This window comes from Microbacterium sp. (assembly GCF_031988965.1).
Lineage (GTDB): Bacteria > Actinomycetota > Actinomycetes > Actinomycetales > Microbacteriaceae > Microbacterium.
The window spans coordinates 1-18,720 of the sequence record NZ_DALZXX010000049.1 but is presented as its reverse complement, the minus strand read 5'-3'; the positions used below and the strand labels follow the sequence as shown (position 1 = coordinate 18,720).

The 18,720-nt window shown below is 67.8% G+C and carries 17 protein-coding genes and 1 pseudogene; 10 read left to right on the top strand and 8 right to left on the bottom strand.

Annotated elements, in window-relative coordinates:
• From RTM68_RS10235 to sdhC, 5 genes are all read right to left on the bottom strand, one after another.
• The coding region (locus RTM68_RS10235; protein WP_312170546.1) for a YihY/virulence factor BrkB family protein at positions 1–948 on the bottom strand (948 nt) is incomplete at its 3' end.
• A gap of 77 nt (positions 949–1,025) precedes the next feature.
• The gene (locus RTM68_RS10230) at positions 1,026–1,793 is read right to left on the bottom strand and encodes a succinate dehydrogenase iron-sulfur subunit (protein WP_194763544.1); all 768 of its coding nucleotides are present in this window, start codon (positions 1,791–1,793) and stop codon (positions 1,026–1,028) included.
• 2 nt (positions 1,794–1,795) lie between these two features.
• Positions 1,796–3,622, bottom strand: coding sequence for a succinate dehydrogenase flavoprotein subunit (sdhA, locus tag RTM68_RS10225; protein WP_312170545.1), 1,827 nt, complete (start codon positions 3,620–3,622; stop codon positions 1,796–1,798).
• Positions 3,623–3,641: 19 nt separating this feature from the next.
• Positions 3,642–4,085: a succinate dehydrogenase hydrophobic membrane anchor subunit gene (locus RTM68_RS10220; RefSeq protein ID WP_194763542.1), complete on the bottom strand. Its 444-nt coding sequence runs from the start codon at positions 4,083–4,085 to the stop codon at positions 3,642–3,644.
• The gene (sdhC, locus tag RTM68_RS10215; RefSeq protein ID WP_194763541.1) at positions 4,085–4,519 is read right to left on the bottom strand and encodes a succinate dehydrogenase, cytochrome b556 subunit; all 435 of its coding nucleotides are present in this window, start codon (positions 4,517–4,519) and stop codon (positions 4,085–4,087) included. The genes RTM68_RS10220 and sdhC overlap by 1 nt, the downstream gene beginning before the upstream one ends.
• Before the next feature lie 179 nt (positions 4,520–4,698).
• Here sdhC and RTM68_RS10210 point away from each other — a divergent pair, with 179 nt between their 5' ends.
• From RTM68_RS10210 to RTM68_RS10165, 10 genes are all read left to right on the top strand, one after another.
• Positions 4,699–5,814 carry a mannose-1-phosphate guanylyltransferase gene (locus RTM68_RS10210; RefSeq protein ID WP_312170544.1) on the top strand — a complete coding sequence of 372 codons (1,116 nt, stop codon included), beginning with the start codon at positions 4,699–4,701 and terminating at the stop codon, positions 5,812–5,814.
• 147 nt (positions 5,815–5,961) lie between these two features.
• Positions 5,962–7,074: a BMP family protein gene (locus tag RTM68_RS10205; protein WP_194763539.1), complete on the top strand. Its 1,113-nt coding sequence runs from the start codon at positions 5,962–5,964 to the stop codon at positions 7,072–7,074.
• A gap of 149 nt (positions 7,075–7,223) precedes the next feature.
• On the top strand, positions 7,224–8,738 hold the full coding sequence (locus RTM68_RS10200; RefSeq protein WP_312170543.1) for an ABC transporter ATP-binding protein: 1,515 nt from the start codon (positions 7,224–7,226) through the stop codon (positions 8,736–8,738).
• The gene (locus tag RTM68_RS10195) at positions 8,735–10,054 is read left to right on the top strand and encodes an ABC transporter permease (protein WP_194763537.1); all 1,320 of its coding nucleotides are present in this window, start codon (positions 8,735–8,737) and stop codon (positions 10,052–10,054) included. Before RTM68_RS10200 ends, RTM68_RS10195 begins: the two co-directional genes overlap by 4 nt.
• Positions 10,054–11,337, top strand: a complete 1,284-nt coding sequence (locus RTM68_RS10190) for an ABC transporter permease (RefSeq protein ID WP_396654223.1) — start codon at positions 10,054–10,056, stop codon at positions 11,335–11,337. Before RTM68_RS10195 ends, RTM68_RS10190 begins: the two co-directional genes overlap by 1 nt.
• A 7-nt stretch (positions 11,338–11,344) precedes the next feature.
• A complete protein-coding gene (locus RTM68_RS10185; RefSeq protein ID WP_194763535.1) occupies positions 11,345–11,743 on the top strand; it encodes a cytidine deaminase in 399 nt (132 codons plus the stop codon).
• Positions 11,740–13,050 (top strand): thymidine phosphorylase, encoded by a 1,311-nt coding sequence (locus tag RTM68_RS10180; protein WP_312170541.1) that lies wholly within the window; start codon positions 11,740–11,742, stop codon positions 13,048–13,050. Before RTM68_RS10185 ends, RTM68_RS10180 begins: the two co-directional genes overlap by 4 nt.
• 52 nt (positions 13,051–13,102) lie before the next feature.
• The gene (locus RTM68_RS10175; RefSeq protein WP_312170540.1) at positions 13,103–14,218 is read left to right on the top strand and encodes an adenosine deaminase; all 1,116 of its coding nucleotides are present in this window, start codon (positions 13,103–13,105) and stop codon (positions 14,216–14,218) included.
• A 2-nt stretch (positions 14,219–14,220) separates the two neighbouring features.
• The gene (locus RTM68_RS10170; protein ID WP_312170539.1) at positions 14,221–15,324 is read left to right on the top strand and encodes a polysaccharide deacetylase family protein; all 1,104 of its coding nucleotides are present in this window, start codon (positions 14,221–14,223) and stop codon (positions 15,322–15,324) included.
• A 48-nt stretch (positions 15,325–15,372) separates the two neighbouring features.
• Complete coding sequence (locus tag RTM68_RS10165; RefSeq protein ID WP_312170538.1) at positions 15,373–16,242, top strand: PfkB family carbohydrate kinase; 870 nt, start codon at positions 15,373–15,375, stop codon at positions 16,240–16,242.
• 8 nt (positions 16,243–16,250) lie between these two features.
• Here RTM68_RS10165 and RTM68_RS10160 read toward each other — a convergent pair whose 3' ends face one another.
• The 3 genes and pseudogenes from RTM68_RS10160 to RTM68_RS10150 all read right to left on the bottom strand — a co-directional run.
• Entirely contained in the window at positions 16,251–17,000 is a 750-nt protein-coding gene (locus tag RTM68_RS10160) for an alpha/beta hydrolase (protein ID WP_312170537.1), read from the bottom strand.
• Positions 17,001–17,035: 35 nt separating this feature from the next.
• A complete protein-coding gene (locus RTM68_RS10155; RefSeq protein WP_312170536.1) occupies positions 17,036–18,358 on the bottom strand; it encodes an NAD(P)/FAD-dependent oxidoreductase in 1,323 nt (440 codons plus the stop codon).
• A 96-nt stretch (positions 18,359–18,454) separates the two neighbouring features.
• A pseudogene (locus RTM68_RS10150) lies at positions 18,455–18,720 on the bottom strand (mannitol-1-phosphate 5-dehydrogenase); the annotation flags it as partial.

Here is an 18,720-nt window from a genome sequence, read left to right as displayed (position 1 = left end):
GGTCAGCGACTGCAGAGGGAGGTCGCGGTCCTGCGCGGCGACGGCGATCCACGAGGACGCCACGAGCATCACGACGCCGTTGACCCGGAACCACAGAAGGAGACCGATGAAGATGGCGAACGTCGCGAGCAGGGGATTGGAGGGGGTGTAGCTCAGAAGGAAGCCCGCTCCGAACTGCAGGATGGTCATCGCTCCGCCGCCGAGGAGCGCGCCCGGCCAGATCGTCCGCCACTCGAGCGAGGTGCCGGTGAGGAACCGGACCATCGCGGCCAGGGCTGCGGAGAGCAGTGCGAACGACACCAGCACCGTGCCGATGCGGATGCTCGTCAGACCGTCGAGGGCGGATCCCCATCCGAGCAGGCTGAGGATCCAGCTCAGTGCGACCGCACTGGCGGAGCTGAGCAGAGAACCGGCGAGCAGCGAGACGCCGAAGATCAGCGCGGCCAGCAGGTCGCGTGCCTTGAGGATGACGTAGCTGCGACGGTCGGGGGGCAGTCCGAAGATGTCCCGGGTCGCACGCCGTGAGAACGTGACCCAGCCGATCGCGGTCCAGATCACGGTGCCGAGTGCGATCAGGCCGGTGATGCTCAAAAGGCTGGTCGTGCTGACCGCGATCTCCTGCACCTGCTGCGGGGTGAAGACCCCGCCCTCCTCCTGGATCAGGTTCGGGATGTAGCTGTTGATGATGTCGATCATGCCGTCGACGGCCGCGGTGCTGCCGCCGAGCCAGAGACCGGCGATCGCGAAGGCGAGGTAGATCGCCGCGAAGATCGCGAAGAGCGCCTGGTAGCTCACGCCAGCGGCGAGCAGGAATCCGTTGTGCTGCAGGAAGTGCCGCCACACCCGCACGGGGAAGAGGCCCAGGGTGCGCTGCGTCAGCGCGGTGGCTCGTTCGACGGCCGCATCGAGGCGACGGGACTCGCTCGCATCGCCACCGGGATCAGACACATCCTCACCCTATCCACACAACGCGAAAGGGCGGGCTCCCGTGAGGGAACCCGCCCTTCGGCGTCACTGCGAGAGCGTCAGGGACGCCCGCGCAGTACGGCCTGCTTGACCTCGGCGATGGCCTTCGTGACCTCGATGCCACGCGGGCATGCCTCGGAGCAGTTGAAGGTCGTGCGGCAGCGCCACACGCCTTCCTTGTCGTTGAGGATGTCGAGACGCACGTCGGCGTTGTCGTCGCGCGAGTCGAAGATGAAGCGGTGCGCGTTCACGATCGCGGCCGGTCCGAAGTACTGGCCGTCGGTCCAGAACACGGGGCACGACGAGGTGCAGGCTGCGCAGAGGATGCACTTCGTGGTGTCGTCGAAGATCTCGCGGTCGGCGATCGACTGTACGCGCTCCTTGCCCTTCTCGGGCACGGAGTTCGCGACGAGGAACGGCTGCACCTCGCGGTACGAGGCGAAGAACGGCTCCATGTCGACGACGAGGTCCTTCTCGAGCGGCAGACCCTTGATCGCCTCGACGTAGATCGGCTTCGAGATGTCGAGGTCCTTGATCAGCGTCTTGCAGGCGAGGCGGTTGCGACCGTTGATGCGCATGGCGTCGGAACCGCAGATGCCGTGGGCGCAGGAGCGGCGGAACGTGAGCGAGCCGTCGACCTCCCACTTGATCTTGTGCAGCGCGTCGAGCACGCGGTCGGTGGAGTACAGCTCCACGTCGTAGTCGACCCAGTGCGGCTCGGCGTCGACCTCGGGGTCGAACCGGCGGATGTTGAACGTGACGATGAAGGACTGGATCGCAGCCTCTTCCGTCGTGTCGGCGGGGGCCTCAGCGATGGCGTTGGACATGCTCAGTACTTCCTCTCCATCGGCGGGTAGTTGAGTTCGCCCTGCTCGTTCTTGGTGAACACGACGGGCTTCCAGTCGAGCTTGATGTGGTCGCTCGGCGTGGAGGAGTGCGGGTCGCCGGTCAGGTACGCCATGGTGTGCTTCATGTACTTCTCGTCGTCACGCGTCGGGAAGTCATCGCGCATGTGACCGCCGCGGCTCTCCTCGCGGTTCTGCGCGGCGTAGACCACGACCTCGGCGATGTCGAGCAGGAAGCCCAGCTCGACAGCCTCGAGCAGGTCGGTGTTGAACCGCTTGCCCTTGTCGTCGACATGGACGTTCTTGTAGCGCTCGCGCAGTTCGGCGATCACGCCGAGCACGTGCTGGAGCGAGTCGTGGGTGCGGAAGACCTGCGCGCCCTTGTCCATCTCGTCCTGCAGCTCCTTGCGGAGCACGGCGATGCGCTCGGTGCCCTGGTTGTTGCGCAGGTCCTCGAGCATGCCGGAGACGAAGGCCGCGGGGTTCTCGGGGAGCGGCACGAACTCGGCGGTCTTGACGTACTCGACCGCGTTGCGCCCCGAGCGCTTGCCGAACACGTTGATGTCGAGCAGCGAGTTGGTGCCGAGGCGGTTGGCGCCGTGCACCGAGACGCAGGCGCACTCGCCGGCGGCGTAGAGACCGGGGACGACGGTGTCGTTGTCGGCCAGGACCTCGCCGTTGTTGTTGGTCGGGATGCCGCCCATGGCGTAGTGCGCGGTGGGCATCACGGGCACGGGCTCGACGACCGGGTCGACGCCCAGGTAGGTGCGGGCGAACTCCGTGATGTCCGGGAGCTTGGTCTCGAGCACCTCGGCACCGAGGTGGGTGCAGTCGAGCAGAACGTAGTCCTTGTGCGGGCCGGCGCCTCGTCCCTCGGCGACCTCCTGGACCATGCAGCGCGCGACGATGTCACGCGGCGCCAGGTCCTTGATGGTCGGTGCGTAGCGCTCCATGAAGCGCTCGCCCGAGGCGTTGCGGAGGATCGCGCCCTCGCCTCGGGCGCCCTCGGTGAGGAGGATGCCGAGGCCGGCGAGCCCGGTCGGATGGAACTGGAAGAACTCGAGGTCCTCGAGGGGGAGGCCCTTGCGCCAGACGATGCCGACGCCGTCACCGGTCAGGGTGTGGGCGTTCGAGGTCGTCTTGAAGATCTTGCCGAAGCCGCCGGTCGCGAAGATCACGGCCTTGGCCTGGAAGACGTGCAGCTCACCGGTCGACAGGTCGTAGGCGACGACGCCGGACACCTGGGTCTTGCCGTCGGCATCCTTCACCGTCAGCAGGTCGAGCACGTAGAACTCGTTGAAGAAGTTGATGCCGAGCTTGACGCAGTTCTGGAACAGCGTCTGCAGGATCATGTGACCCGTGCGGTCGGCGGCGTAGCAGGCACGACGGACGGGGGTCTTGCCGTGCTCGGCGGTGTGACCGCCGAATCGACGCTGGTCGATCTTGCCCTCGGGCGTGCGGTTGAAGGGGAGGCCCATGTTCTCGAGGTCGATGACCGCGTCGATGGCCTCCTTGGCGAGGATCTCCGCAGCATCCTGGTCGACCAGGTAGTCGCCGCCCTTGACCGTGTCGAAGGTGTGCCACTCCCAGCTGTCCTCCTCGACGTTCGCGAGCGCAGCCGCCATGCCGCCCTGCGCAGCACCGGTGTGCGAACGCGTCGGGTAGAGCTTGGAGATCACCGCGGTCTTCGCGCCGGGTCCGGCCTCGATCGCCGCACGCATGCCGGCGCCTCCGGCGCCGACGATGACGATGTCGAACTGGTGGTAATGCACGCCGTCACGGACGACGGAATCCTGGGTCTCGGTAGTCACTTCTCGTTTGCCTTCTCTTCTACTGGCCCAGCGCCTGGCACGAATCCCACAGCGTGCTCGACTCGGTCACTCCCAGGCACGGGTCGAACGTGAAGACGACCAGCGTGCCGAGGATGATGAGCAGAGCCGCGGCGAGACCGAGCGCCCAGATGAGCGCCTTGCGCGCGGTGTTGTTCGTGACGTAGTCGTTCACGATCGTGCGCATGCCGTTGGCGCCGTGGATGAGCGCGAGCCACAGCATGATGACGTCCCACCACTGCCAGAACGGCGTGGCGAACTTCCCGGCGATGAACGCGAAGTCGAGGGCGTGGATGCCCTCGCCGACCATCAGGTTGATGAACAGGTGGCCGAAGATCAGGACCACGAGCACGACGCCGGAGCCGCGCATGAAGAGCCAGCCCCACTTCTCGAGGTTGACCCCGCGGCGAGTGCGGGTGGGGGCGGAGACGGTCTGAGCGGTCATCAGTGTCCTCCTCCGAACCCGGCGAACGCGAGCATCAGGTGGCGGGGCACGAACCCGGCCATGATGATGCCCCAGACGAGGAGCACGCCCCAGAAGAGCTGACGCTGGTACTTGGCACCCTTGGACCAGAAGTCGACCGCGATGATGCGCAGGCCGTTCATGGCGTGGAACACGATGCCGGCGACGAGGACGACCTCGCCGATCGCCATGATCGGGTTCTTGTAGGTGCCGATGACCGCGTTGTAGGCCTCGGGCGACACCCTGATGAGTGCAGTGTCGAGCACATGCACCAACAGGAAGAAGAAGATGGCGACTCCGGTGATGCGGTGAAGCACCCACGACCACATGCCTTCGCGACCTCGGTAGAGGGTGCCGCGAGGGGTCTTGGAAGTGGTTTCCGAAATCGACGGTGTCAAGCGAGCGCTTGTGGACACGGTCGTCCTCCCTGGATCGATGTGACTCGGTCGCGTGCGTCGCGTCATCCAAGCGTGAACCCGTTGAACGTCAGGCACGGCCGATCGCTGTCCATCCTATTCCCGGGAACAGGCCGAGGCGACGAAGGCCACCCTAAGTCTCTCGATGTCGAGATGACGGATGCGGATACCCTGGCAGGGTGAACCAACCGATCAAGGACTTCTACGCAGTGATCCCCGCCGGGGGTATCGGCAGTCGACTGTGGCCTCTCTCGCGGGCTGACGCGCCCAAGTTCCTGCACGATCTCACGGGTTCGGGGCACTCTCTGCTGCGCGACACCTGGGATCGACTCGAACCCCTCGCCGGTGCCGATCGCATCGCGGTCGTGACCGGACGCGCCCACCGCGCGGCCGTCGAGGCGGAGCTGCCTGGAATACCGGATCTCAATGTCTTCCTGGAATCCGAGCCGCGCGAGTCGGCGGCGGCCATCGGCCTGGCGGCGGCGATCCTGCACCGTCGCGACCCGGACGTCATCATCGGTTCGTTCAGCGCCGACCACGTCATCCGCAGCACCCGTGTGTTCGAGTTCGCGGTGCGGGATGCCGTCGAAGTCGCCCGCGAGGGGTACATCTGCACGATCGGCATCTCGCCGACCGAGCCCGCGGTGGGCTTCGGGTACATCAAGAAGGGGCCCGAACTCGTCGTGGAGGGGGCCCGGGAGGCTGCGCTCGTCGACACCTTCGTCGAGAAGCCCGATCTCGAGACCGCGACCGCCTACCTCGCGAGCCGTGACTACCTCTGGAACGCGGGCATGTTCATCGCGAAGGCGAGCGTGCTGCTCGACGAGCTGGCGGCGAACGAGCCTGCGCTGCACGCGGGTCTCCTCGAGCTCGCCGAGGCGTGGGACGACCGCGACCGGCGGGGACCGGCCGTCGACCGCATCTGGCCCGGGCTGAAGAAGATCGCGATCGACTACGCCGTGGCCGAGCCCGCAGCCCGGCGCGGCCGCCTCGCGGTGGTGCCCGGTCACTTCGACTGGGACGACGTGGGGGACTTCGCCTCGCTGACCAAGCTCATCAACAACGGACGCAAGAACGATCTCGCCGTGCTCGGACCGAAGGCCCGTGTGCTCAGCGACGCCGCGAGCGGCATCCTCGTCAGTCAGACGTCGCGAGTGATCAGCCTGGTCGGGGTGAAGGACATCGTCGTGGTCGACACTCCCGACGCTCTGCTCGTCACGACTGTCGAGCACGCGCAGCGCGTGAAGGGCGTCGTGGAATCGCTGAAGCTCACGGGGCGCGGCGACGTGCTCTGATGAGCAGCCCTCGCTGCTCATCGGCTGGTTGGATTTCAGCTTTGTAACCATTGCGTGGCGTGTGGCGTCGCGGCATGCAAAAAAGCCGAAACACTGGGTAACTTTGATCGATCCGCGAGGGCCGCGGGTTCGTTGAGGAGGCATGAGTTGACCATCTCCACCACCAAGAAGCTGCTCGGCGCGACCATCGCCGCCGGCGTCGTCTTCGCGCTCGCCGGCTGCGGCCAGGCCCCGACGGAGTCCGGCGGCACCGGAGGCGGCGACGCCGCCTCCGACTTCGTGCCCTGCCTCGTCTCCGACGCGGGCGGCTGGAACGACAAGTCGTTCAACCAGTCGGCCAAGGAGGGCATGGACCGCGCAGCGGACACCCTCGGCGTCAAGCCGATCGAGTTCGAGTCCGCGAACGACAACGACTACGCGCCCAACCTCGAGACCGCGGTCTCCGAGGGCTGCTCGCTGATCGTCTCCGTCGGCTTCAAGCTCTCGGCCGCCACGGTCGAGTCGGCTCTCGCGAACCCCGACATCGACTACGCGATCATCGACGACTACGCCGACAACGACTTCGACGGCACCACCGATGCTCCGAACATCAAGCCGCTGGTCTTCGACACGGCTCAGGCCGCCTACCTCGGCGGTTATGCCGCTGCAGGCTGGTCTTCCGCATCGGGCGTCAACAAGGTCGGAACCTTCGGCGGAATGCAGATCCCGTCGGTCGCCGTATTCATGGACGGCTTCCAGCTCGGCGTCGAGAAGTACAACGAGGACAAGTCGGGTGCGGTCGAGGTCTTCGGCTGGGACGCAGCCACGCAGAAGGGCTCCTTCACCGGTGGCTTCGACGCGAACGACACCGCCAAGCAGACCGCCCAGGGCGTGCTCGACCAGGGCGTCGACGTGATCCTCCCCGTCGGCGGACCCGTCTACCAGAGCGCTGCGGCGGCGATCGCCGACAGCGGCAAGGACACCCTGCTGATCGGTGTCGACAGCGACCTGGCCGTGGCTGACGAGAGCGTGGCAGACGTCACCCTCTTCTCGATCATGAAGGCCATCGACGTGGCCGTCGAGGACGCGACGATCGCCGCATCCGAGGGTGACTTCGACCCGGCGCCCTACGTCGGCACGCTCGAGAACGAGGGCGTCAAGCTCTCGGGCTTCGGTGCCTTCGAGGGCGACCTGCCCGACGGCCTGCTCGACGAGATCGCCGCTCTGCAGGAGCAGATCATCTCGGGCGACATCACGGTGGATTCCGAGAACTCCCCGTAAGCAGTTCCCATCCATGGCGGGGCGAGTGGTGCAAGCGGCCACTCGCCCCGTGCCGTGGAACGACACTCCCATCTTCAACCGCGGACTCGGCATCATCGGCGATGCCTGACGCCCGCTCTTCCTCGGACTCTTCTGGATAGGGTGCAGATATGAAGCTCGAACTCCGCGGCATCACCAAGCGCTTCGGCAGCCTCGTGGCCAACGATCACATCGACCTGGTCGTCGAGCCGGGGCAGATCCACGCGCTGCTCGGTGAGAACGGCGCAGGCAAGTCCACCCTCATGAACGTGCTCTACGGCCTGTATCAGGCCGATGAGGGCGAGATCCTGCTGGACGACGTCGTTCAGCGCTTCCGCGGCCCCGGCGACGCGATGGCCGCGGGCATCGGCATGGTGCACCAGCACTTCATGCTGGTGCCGGTGTTCACCGTCGCCGAGAACGTCATGCTCGGGCACGAGCAGACGAAGGGCCTCGGCACACTCGACATCGCGAAGGCGCGCGAGCACGTGCGTTCGGTCGCCGCCCGCTTCGGGTTCGACATCGATCCGGATGCGATCGTCGGCGATCTTCCGGTCGGCGTGCAGCAGCGCGTCGAGATCATCAAGGCTCTGTCCCGCGATGCCAAGGTGCTCGTGTTCGACGAGCCCACCGCCGTGCTCACCCCGCAGGAGACGGATGAGCTCATGGGCATCATGCGCCAGCTCCGCGACGAGGGCACCGCGATCGTCTTCATCACCCACAAGCTGCGAGAGGTCCGCGAGGTCGCCGACACGATCACGATCGTGCGTCTCGGCAAGATCGTCGGAGAGGCGTCGCCCACCGCCAGCAACGCCGAGCTCGCCTCGCTCATGGTCGGGCGCGCGGTCGAGCTCACGGTGCACAAGGATGCCCCGCGCCTCGGCGAGGGCGGCCTGCAGGTCGAAGGACTCCGCGTCCTGACGGCGGCCGGCGCGATCGTGGTCGACGGCGTGGACTTCGCCGTGCGGCCGGGCGAGGTGCTCGCGATCGCGGGCGTGCAGGGCAACGGCCAGACGGAGCTCGTCGAGGCGATCGTCGGTCTCGCGTCACGCGTCGAGGGATCGATCATCCTCGACGGCACGGACCTCGTCGGCAAGAGCGTGCGCACGATCCTCGACGCGGGGGTCGGCTTCGTCCCCGAGGACCGCAACGAGGACGGCCTGGTCGGTGCGTTCTCGGTCGCGGAGAACCTGATCCTCGACCGATCGACCGACCCCGCCTTCAGCCGTGTCGGGACGATCCGGCGCTCCGAACTCGAGGACTTCGCGAAGGCGCGCATCGCCGAGTACGACATCCGCACGCAGGGCTCGCACACGCCGGCCGGCACGCTCTCGGGCGGCAACCAGCAGAAGGTCGTGATCGCCCGCGAGATGAGCCGCGAGCTGCGACTGCTCGTCGCGGCGCAGCCGACGCGCGGCGTCGACGTCGGGTCGATCGAGTTCATCCACAAGCGGATCATCGAGACGCGCGACGCGGGGATCCCCGTCATCGTCGTCTCCACCGAGCTCGACGAGGTCGCGGCTCTCGCCGACCGCATCGCGGTCATGTACCGAGGAACCATCGTCGGGATCGTTCCCGGCGACACCCCGCGCGAGACGCTGGGTCTGATGATGGCGGGCGCCGCCGAGGGAGAGGTTGCCGCATGAGCGGGACGACGCCACAGGCCGACGGGCCGGGGAACGAGAGCTCCTCCGACCAGCTGTCGGTGAACACGACGACGACTCTGCGCGATCCCGTGGATGTGCCACCGCCGCCGCGCGGCAACACGATCCTCAAGGAGATGCTGCGGGGCAGCGCCGTCACCACGATCCTCGCGATCTTCCTCGCCCTCGTCGTCGGCGGCATCCTGATCGCCTTCACCAACGAAGACGTGCTGACGGCATCCGGATACTTCTTCCAGCGTCCGAGCGACACGTTCGCAGCCATCTGGAATGCGGTCTACAACGGATACGAGGCGCTGTTCCGCGGCGCGATCTTCAATGCGCGCGGCGCCGACTTCGCTGCGCAGATCAGGCCTCTGACGAACACTCTCGGCTTCGCGGCTCCGCTGATCGCGGCCGGCCTCGGCGTGGCCCTGGCATTCCGTGTCGGCCTGTTCAACATCGGTGCCCGCGGCCAGATGCTCATCGGCGTCGCCGTCGCAGGTCTTCTGACGTTCCAGCTCGACCTGCCGATCTGGCTGCACATTCCCGCCACCCTCATCGCCGGCATCGCCGGAGGTGCGCTGTGGGGCGCGATCGCCGGCCTGATCAAGGCCCGCACAGGCGCGCACGAGGTGATCCTCACGATCATGCTCAACTACGTCGCCTACTACCTGCTGCTGTGGATGATCCGCACGCCGGGCCTGCTGCAGAAGCCGGGGACGAACCAGGCTCTCGGCTATGCGACGCCCGAGAGCGCGCAGTTCCCCGAGCTGTTCGGACCGAAGTTCCCGCTGCTCGACCTCGGCTTCGTGATCGTGATCATCGCGACGCTCTTCGTCTGGTGGCTGATCGAGCGGTCATCGCTCGGACTCCGCATGCGCGCCGTCGGCGAGAACCCGCACGCGGCCCGCGCTGCCGGCATCAGCGTGCAGCGCGTCTACGTGTACGCGATGCTGTTCGCCGGTGGCCTCGCGGGTCTGGCCGGCATGAACCAGGTGCAGGGAGCGGTCACCACCGGCATCACCGAGACGATCGACGCCGGGATCGGCTTCGACGCCATCACCGTGGCTCTGCTCGGACGCAGCCGTGCCTGGGGGACGTTCGCGGCAGGCATCCTGTTCGGTGCACTGAAGGCCGGATCGTTCTCGATGCAGGCGCAGGACATCCCCGTCGACATCGTGCTCGTGGTGCAGTCGCTCGTCGTGCTGTTCATCGCCGCGCCGCCGCTGCTGCGCGCCGTGTTCTTCCTGCCCAAGTCCGACGCGGAGAAGGCCGCCAAGGCGAGAGCCAAGGCCGCGAAGAAGGCGGTGACGGCATGATGTCGCTCGTGCAGAAGGAAGCCGCCGACGGCACCGTGCAGCTCATGACCGTCCGCGAACGCCATCTCAAGGCGCCGATCGTGCTCGCCGTCGTCACGGTGCTGCTGTCGCTGCTCGTGCTGCTGGTGCCGCGCACCGGAACGAGCACGTTCCGCCTCGGCGACTCGTCGCAGTCGTTCCAGCTCCCCGACGTCGCGCTGCCGACCGCCTCCACGATCTGGGTGGTCATCGGCATCCTCGTCGTGCTCGTCATCGCCGCGTTCCTGCGCGCGTGGACCTACCGCACCGCCTCGCTCTGGCTCGTCCTAGGGTTCGGCATCCTCGCGATCTTCGCGTTCCTCGTCTGGGCCGGTGCCGGCGGACTCGTGCCCGTCACGAGCCTCCTCTTCGGCGCGGTGTCGCTCTCGGTTCCGCTCGTCTTCGGAGCGCTCGGCGGGGTGATCGGCGAGCGCGCGGGCGTGGTGAACGTCGCGATCGAGGGCCAGCTGCTCCTCGGAGCGTTCTCGGCCGCACTGCTCTCGAGCATCACGGGCAACCCGTTCGTCGGGCTGATCGGGGCGATGATCGGCGGTGTGCTGGTCGCGAGCGTGCTCGCCGCCTTCGCGATCAAGTACCTCGTCGAGCAGGTCATCGTGGGTGTCGTGCTCAACGTGCTCGTCACGGGCCTCACCGGCTTCCTGTACGGAGCGCTGCTCGCGCCGAACGAGAAGACGCTCAACGCGCCGGTGCGCTTCACCCGCATCGAGATCCCGGTCCTCAGCGACATCCCGATCATCGGCCCCGTGCTCTTCAACCAGACGTTCATCGTCTACCTCATGTTCATCACGGTCGCCGTGGTCGCCTGGGGGCTCTACCGCACACGCTGGGGCCTTCGCCTCCGCGCGGTCGGCGAGCACCCGCAGGCCGCAGACACGGTCGGGATCAAGGTCAACGCGACGCGTTTCTGGAACGTGCTGCTCGCCGGTGCGATCGCCGGTATCGGCGGTGCGTACTTCACGCTGGTGTCGGTGCCGCAGTTCGGCAAGGACATGACCGCGGGGCTCGGCTTCATCGCCCTCGCCGCCGTGATCTTCGGACGCTGGGATCCCATCCGCGCGACCCTCGCGGCGCTGCTCTTCGGCTTCGCCACGAACCTGCAGAACCTGCTGTCGATCCTCAAGACGCCTGTTCCCAGCGAGTTCATGCTGATGCTCCCGTATGTCGTCACCCTGATCGCTGTCGCCGGTTTCGCCGGTCAGATCCGGGGACCGGCCGCGAGCGGCAAGCCGTACATCAAGTCCTAGGAGAGACATGACCGACATCGACTGGGACGAGCTGCGTCAGGTCGCCACCGACGCCATGGCCAAGGCCTACGCCCCGTATTCGCGCTACAAGGTGGGCGCCGCCGCGCTCGTCGGCGACGGCCGCATCGTGGCCGGCTGCAACGTCGAGAACGCCTCGTACGGGGTGACGCTGTGCGCCGAGTGCGCGCTCGTGGGAGACCTGCACATGTCGGGCGGCGGACAGCTCGTCGCGTTCGTCTGCGTCAACAACGACGGCCAGACGATCATGCCCTGCGGGCGATGCCGCCAGCTGCTCTTCGAGCACGCCATGCCCGGGATGCTGTTGGAGACCGTCTCCGGCATCCGCACGATCGACGAAGTACTGCCGGACGCGTTCGGCCCCCGAGACCTGGAGGACGCCCGATGAGCTCCACGCAGAGCGGCTCGGTTGAGCCCTTCGACGCGATCGATGTGATCCGTGCCAAGCGCGACGGAGGTGCGGTTCCTGAGAAGGCGCTGCGCTGGATGGTCGACGCCTACACCCGCGGCTATGTGTCCGACGCGCAGATGGCGTCGTTCGCGATGGCCGTGTTCCAGCGGGGCATGGAGCGCGATGAGATCCGTGTGCTCACCGATGCGATGATCGCCTCGGGGGAGCGGATGAGCTTCGCCGCTCTCGGCAAGAAGACGGTCGACAAGCACTCGACCGGCGGCGTCGGTGACAAGATCACTCTGCCGCTCGCGCCGCTGGTGGCCGTGTTCGGCGTCGCGGTGCCGCAGCTCTCCGGGCGTGGGCTGGGGCACACCGGCGGCACGCTCGACAAGCTCGAGTCGATCCCGGGCTGGCGTGCGGCGCTCAGCAACGAGGAGATGTTCGCCCAGATGAAGAGCGACGTCGGCGCGGTGATCTGCGCCGCAGGCTCGGGCCTCGCTCCCGCCGACAAGAAGCTGTACGCACTGCGCGACGTGACCGGAACGGTCGAGGCGATCCCGCTGATCGCCTCGAGCATCATGTCGAAGAAGATCGCCGAAGGCACCGACGCGCTGGTGCTCGACGTCAAGTTCGGCTCCGGCGCCTTCATGCAGGACATCGACCGCGCCCGTGAGCTCGCTCGCACGATGGTCGCGCTCGGCACGGACTCGGGCGTCGCCACCACCGCACTGCTCACCGACATGAACGTGCCGCTCGGCTTCGCCATCGGCAACGCCAACGAGGTCCGCGAGTCCGTCGAGGTGCTCGCCGGTGGCGGGCCGGCGGACGTGCGCGAACTGACCGTCGCCCTGGCACGCGAGATGCTCGCCCTCGCGGGCCAGCCGGATGCGGATGTCGAGGCCGCTCTCGACGACGGCCGCGCGATGGACAGCTGGAAGGCGATGATCCGGGCGCAGGACGGCGACCCCGATGCGCCGCTGGCGACGGCGCGTGAGACCCACGTGGTGACGGCGCCCACCGATGGCGTCGTGTCGCAGATGGATGCCCTGCCGTTCGGCATCGCCGCCTGGCGTCTCGGCGCAGGACGCGCGCGGGCGGAGGATCCGGTGATCTTCGAGGCGGGCATCGACCTGCACGCCAAGCCGGGCGACCGGGTCGTGGCGGGGCAGCCCCTGTTCACGCTCTCGGCCGCAGATGAGGCGCGATTCCCGCGTGCGCTGGATGCTCTCGAGGGGGCGTGGGCGATCGGTGACGAGGCCCCGGCCGCAGGGCCGATCGTGCGGGAGCGCATCACGGCCTGACTCGCCGACCGCTAGCCTGAACTGAGCGAATCCGCGACCGAGAGGAACCTCCATGTCGATCGACGCGAACGGCGACGTCACCATCCAGGGCGTGTCCCTGCGCAGCCTGCCCAAGGTGTCGTTGCACGACCACCTGGACGGTGCGGTGCGCCCCTCGACGATCATCGAGCTGGCGGATGCGATCGGCCTCGAGCTGCCTGCGTCGAAGCCGGGAGCCCTCGGCAAGTGGTTCGCGACGAAGAGCGATTCGGGATCCCTCGTGGAGTACCTGAAGACGTTCGATCTCACCACCGCCGTCATGCAGACGCGCGAGGGCCTGACCCGCATCGCGCGCGAGTTCGTGCAGGACCTGGCGAAGGACGGCGTGATCTACGGCGAGGTGCGCTGGGCGCCCGAGCAGCACCTGACCGGTGGCCTCACCCTCGAGCAGACCGTCGAGGCCGTGCAGCAGGGCCTCGAAGAGGGAGAGGACGCCGCTGACCGTGCCGGTCACAGCATCCGTGTGGGCCAGCTTCTCTCCGCACTGCGCCACACCGATCGCTCGCGCGACATCGCCGAGCTCGCGATCGCCTTCCGCGGCCGGGGCGTCGTCGGATTCGACATCGCGGGGCCGGAGGACGGATTCCCCGCGTCGGACCACCGCGCGGCATTCGACCACCTGGCCGAGAACTTCTTCCCGGTGACCGTGCACGCCGGCGAGGCCGCGGGCATCGCCTCCATCCGCTCGGCGCTGCTCGACGGACGCGCGCTGCGCCTCGGGCACGGTGTGCGCATCGCCGAAGACCTCCAGGTCATCACGCAGGAGGGCGACGAGGTGCAGGTGCAGTTCGGCGACCTGGCGCGCTGGATCCGCGACCGTGAGATCCCACTCGAGCTCTCGCCCTCGTCGAATCTGCAGACCGGCGCGATCGCCGCATGGGGCAACACCCTCGCGGACCACCCGTTCGACCTGCTCTACCAGCTGGGCTTCGCGGTGACGGTGAACGTCGACAACCGCACCATGAGCGCCACCTCGCTCACGCGCGAGCTCTCGCTGCTCGTCGAGACCTTCGAGTACGACCTCGACGATCTCGAGACCTTCCAGTTCAACGCCGCGGCCGCCGCCTTCCTCCCCGTCGAGGAGCGGGAAGAACTCGTCGAGATGATCGCCGAGGGCTTCGACATCTGACGATGGCATCCGGGGGGAAGCGACGCCGCACGGGCCTCGCGATCGGGATCGTCGCGGCCGTCGTGCTCGCGGGGGGAGCGGCAGCCGCCGTGGTGTGGCTGAACCGTCCGGCCGAGACGCCGACGCCGAAGGCGGAATCGGAAGTCATCGAACGGCCGTTGACCCCGGTGCAGCAGCTGATCGCGGACGCCGACGATCCGCTGGCGTGCGCCGTGAGCTTCATCGGCGACGGCGCGCCTGAGGAGCCGATGCTGCAGCGGCAGGATGCGCTGTACGCGGCCCTTCCGATCCCGGCGCAGGAGGGGCGGGTGTTCGCCGGCTGGTACTCGTCGGAGGCGGACGCCGCGGCGTTCGTGGTCGAGAGCCGTGTCAACGGCGCCGATCCGGTCGTCTGCGTCGATCAGCAGATCGACCTGTTCGCGGCGTGGAAGACGCCCGAGGAGAACCTCGCGGAGAACGCCGAGATCCCGATCCTCATGTATCACCAGTTCACGTCGAACCCCGAGGGGGAGACCGGGTGGCTGCGGGGCAACTACGCCTACATCGGTGACTTCGAGGCGCAGATGGAGCACATCGCGACGACCGGCTTCTACCTGCCGACCTGGGACGAGCTGAGCGCGTTCATCGACGGTCGTCTGTTCCTGCCCGCCCACTCGGTCATCATCACCGACGACGACGCCGATCAGACCTGGTTCGATCTCGCCGTGCCCGTCATCGATCGTCTGGGTCTGCTGTCGACCTCGTTCATGATCACCTCGGCACGGCAGGACCCGGCCCCGTCGGAGTATGTGCTGCGCCGCTCGCACACGCACGACATGCATCAGGCGGGGGAGAACGGCAAGGGACGGATGGTGAACTGGACGGCCGATGAGATCGCTGCCGATCTGAACACGTCCGCAGACATCCTCGGTGTGCGCGAGGTGATCGCGTACCCGTACGGTCACTACAACGACACCGCGAAGCAGGGTGTCGCGCAGGCCGGATTCGAGATGGCGCGAACGATCGAGCCGGGCACCGTGTCGATCGGCGCCGACAAGCTCGCGCTTCCCGTCGTGCGCATCGACTACGGAATGGGCCTCGACGCGCTGATCAAGCGCATCGGCTGAGCCTCGAGAATCTCCCGCAGCGCAGCATCAAGCGGCAGGATGGGGCCTATGACCGCATCCGTCTTCATCGCGGGCCCCGCGTCGTGGAACACGATCGTCGTGCTCGACCGACTGCCCGAGCCCGTGCCGCACATGCAGTTCGCGGAGGACAGCTGGGAGACGGTGGGCGGCACGAGCGCGGGCAAAGCCCTGACCCTCACCGCACTCGGGCGCTCGACACACCTGCACGCGCTGAGCGCGAGCGATGAGCCGGGGAGGAAGGTTCGGGATGCACTCGCTCGGGCCGGCGTCGACGGGTTCTGGGGCGCGGGCGATGTGACCGAGCGCCATCTCAACCTGATGACCCGCGCAGGCGGTCGGGTCTCGCTCTACCTGTCGTCGCCGGGTGCCACCGACGGTGCGGACGACACCGCGCTGATCGCGGCGATGACCCGCGCAGACGTCCTCGTGCTGGATCTCGCCGCGGAGCCGCTGCGCCTGATTCCCGCGGCTCAGAGCACGGGGAAGCCGCTCTGGGTCGACGTGCATGACTACGACGGCACGGCCGATTTCCATCGTCCGTTCCTCGACGCCGCGGACGCGGTGTTCTGCAACGCCGACCGGCTGCCCGATCCCGTCGACTTCCTCCATGCGCGCATCGCGGCGGGGTCATCGCTCGCGGTGTGCACGCTCGGGGCCGAGGGAGCCGTGGCTGTCGACAGCGAGCATGTCGTGCATCGGGTGGCGGCGGTGCCGGTGGAGGTCGTGGACACGAACGGGGCGGGCGATGCGTTCTTCGCCGGTGTCTTGGACGCCCGGCTCACCGGGGCCGACCTCGACACCGCGCTCCGGGCCGGCGCTCGCGCGGCATCGACGGTCCTCGGGACGAGGCACCTGCATCCGGCTCTCGACCCGCTACTCGATCCGAGAGACGGGTGACTGTCGCGTCAGCTGCTCGGCAGCTCCGCGAAGAACGACGCGAGCAGCTCGGCGACCTGCGCGTGCATCTCCTCGTCGGAGATGGTCGGCGTGCCGTCGCCCGCCTGCGGCCCGTAGTCGCCGAACGACGCGTGCGAGGCGCCGTCGATCTCGACCATCTCGGCATCCGCCGGCAGCATGTCGCGCGCGGCGTCGATCTTGGCCGGCGTCGAGAGCCCGTCCTCGCTGCCCGAGATGCTGAGCACCGAGAGGTCGGAGTCCGACACGTCGTTCGAGCAGTAGGAACCGAACAGCACGAGAGCATCGGCGTCTGCGGCGAGCTGGCACGCGCGCACTCCGCCGAGCGAGTGGCCGCCGACGCCCCAGTCGTCGATCTCGGGGGCTGCGGAGGTGAACGCGTCGAGACCGCGCAGGTCGAAGAATGCGAGATTCAGCCAGGGGCGCGTGATGACGACGGTCACGCCCTCTTCGGCGAGGCTCTGCAGGATCGGCGCGTAGGCCCAGGGGTCGACTTTGGCGCCGGGCACGAAGACGAGTCCCTGGTCTGATTCACCGTCGGCGGGCGTGAGGATGATGCCCTGCTCGGCATCCTCGACCTGGATCGCGCTGTTCGACTTCACGTCGGCCAGGGGGCCGGGCTCCGCCTGCATGACGCCGATCTGGCTCCAGGCGACGATGCCGCCGATCCCGAGTACGAGGACCGCGACGAGGCCCCAGACGATGAACTTGAGGACTCTGCGGCCACGCTTCTTCTGCACGAGTCCAGGGTACGACGCGAGGGTGTGAGCGGCTCTCAGCCGATCATGTCTCGGGGCGTGTCCGTGTGCGCGGGCGCGGCGAGGTCGTGCTGCTCATGTCTGAGGGCGCGGCGATAGGCGTGGTTGTTGACGTAGTGAGCCATGCGGTCGAGCGCCAGGTACCGGTAGCCACCGGTGAGATCCGGCCACGGCGCTCCCGTCACTCGCGAGCGGAACCTCGCTGCGCGCGCCGGATCGGTCGCGGTCGCCTCCAGGTAGGTCGCCAGCAGCTCCGCCTGTTCGTAGCGGCCCTGCCACCCGATGCCGGATGCCTCGATCATGCCCAGCACGAAGAGGCCGTTGAACGACGCGGGGAAGATGTTCAGGAAGAGTCGAGGGGCGGCGCCCTGCCAGTGCAGGTGCTCGCGGTCGACGAACGGGTAGTCGAGCGTGTACCCGGTCGCCATCAGCACGAGGTCGTACTCGTCGGCCGTGGCGTCGCGGAAGCGCACGGTCTGCCCGTCGAAGCGCTCGACGTCGGGGCGGATGCGCAGGTCGCCCTGGCCGAGGTGGTGCAGGATCAGCGTGTTCACGATCGGATGCGACTCGTAGATCCGGTGGTCGGGCTTCGGGAACCCGAATCTCGCGGGATCTCCCGTGAAAGCGCGGAGCACCCGGCTGTCCACCGCCTGCTTCAGACGCGCCGGCAGCGGGCGTCCCTGGTTGAGCGTGTCGCTCGGCCGGCCGAAGAGATAGCGCGGCACGAAGTGGTATCCGCGGCGCACGCTCATGTCGATCGAGGCGGCATGGTGCACGGCATCCACCGCGATGTCGCACCCGGAATTGCCCGCCCCGATGATCAGCACCCGGCGCCCGTCGAGCTGAGCAGGGGACGTGTATGCGCTCGTGTGCAGCATCTCGCCCGAGAACTCGCCGTCGAATGACGGCATCCGCGGTTCGGCGAGCGTGCCGTTGGCGAGCACGATCCCCGCGTACCGGTGGGTCCGCCGTCCTTCAGGGCCGGTGCTGGTGAGCTCCCAGCCGCCGTCGCGCGGTTCGAGCCGCGTCACCCGCGTATCGAAGCGGAACAGCTCCGTCAGTCCGAAGTGGCCGGCGTACTCGCGGAAGTAGTCGAGCAGCACCCGGTGCCCCGGGTAGTCGACCGACGAGCGCATCGGGAACTCGGCGAACTCGGTCGTGGTGCGCGACGAGATCAGGTGCGCCGACTCGTACATGGTGCTGCGGGGATTCGTGATGTCCCACAGGCCGCCCACCCCGTGCGACGCCTCATATCCGTCGACCGCGATCCCGCGCCTGGTGAGCGCGCGTGCTGCGGCGAGGCCCGAGGGCCCGGCACCGATCACCGCATACCTGTCCATGCCGCTCCTGCACATCGTCGTACCCACGAGGACGCCCCCTGCCGATCGTATCGGCAGGGGGCGTGGAGTCGGAGGGTTCGGGCCCCCGGACTCGGGTCAAGACGCTGCGAGGGCGGTCTGACGGGAGACGACCGCGTCGCGGATCGCCGGAAACAGCGGATGCTCGGGATCGAGTCCGGTCGCGAGTGTCGTGAACGACAGCGCGTCTTCTGTACGCAGCTGCTGCTGCAGTTCGACGGACTGCTCGTCATCGGTCTCGTCGAACTCCAGAGCCGCCGCGACGGCGCCCACGAGAGCGGTCGCTGGCAGGCCGCGCTCGGCCGCCATCGCCGCCGGACCGATGAACCGCTCATGGCGCGAGA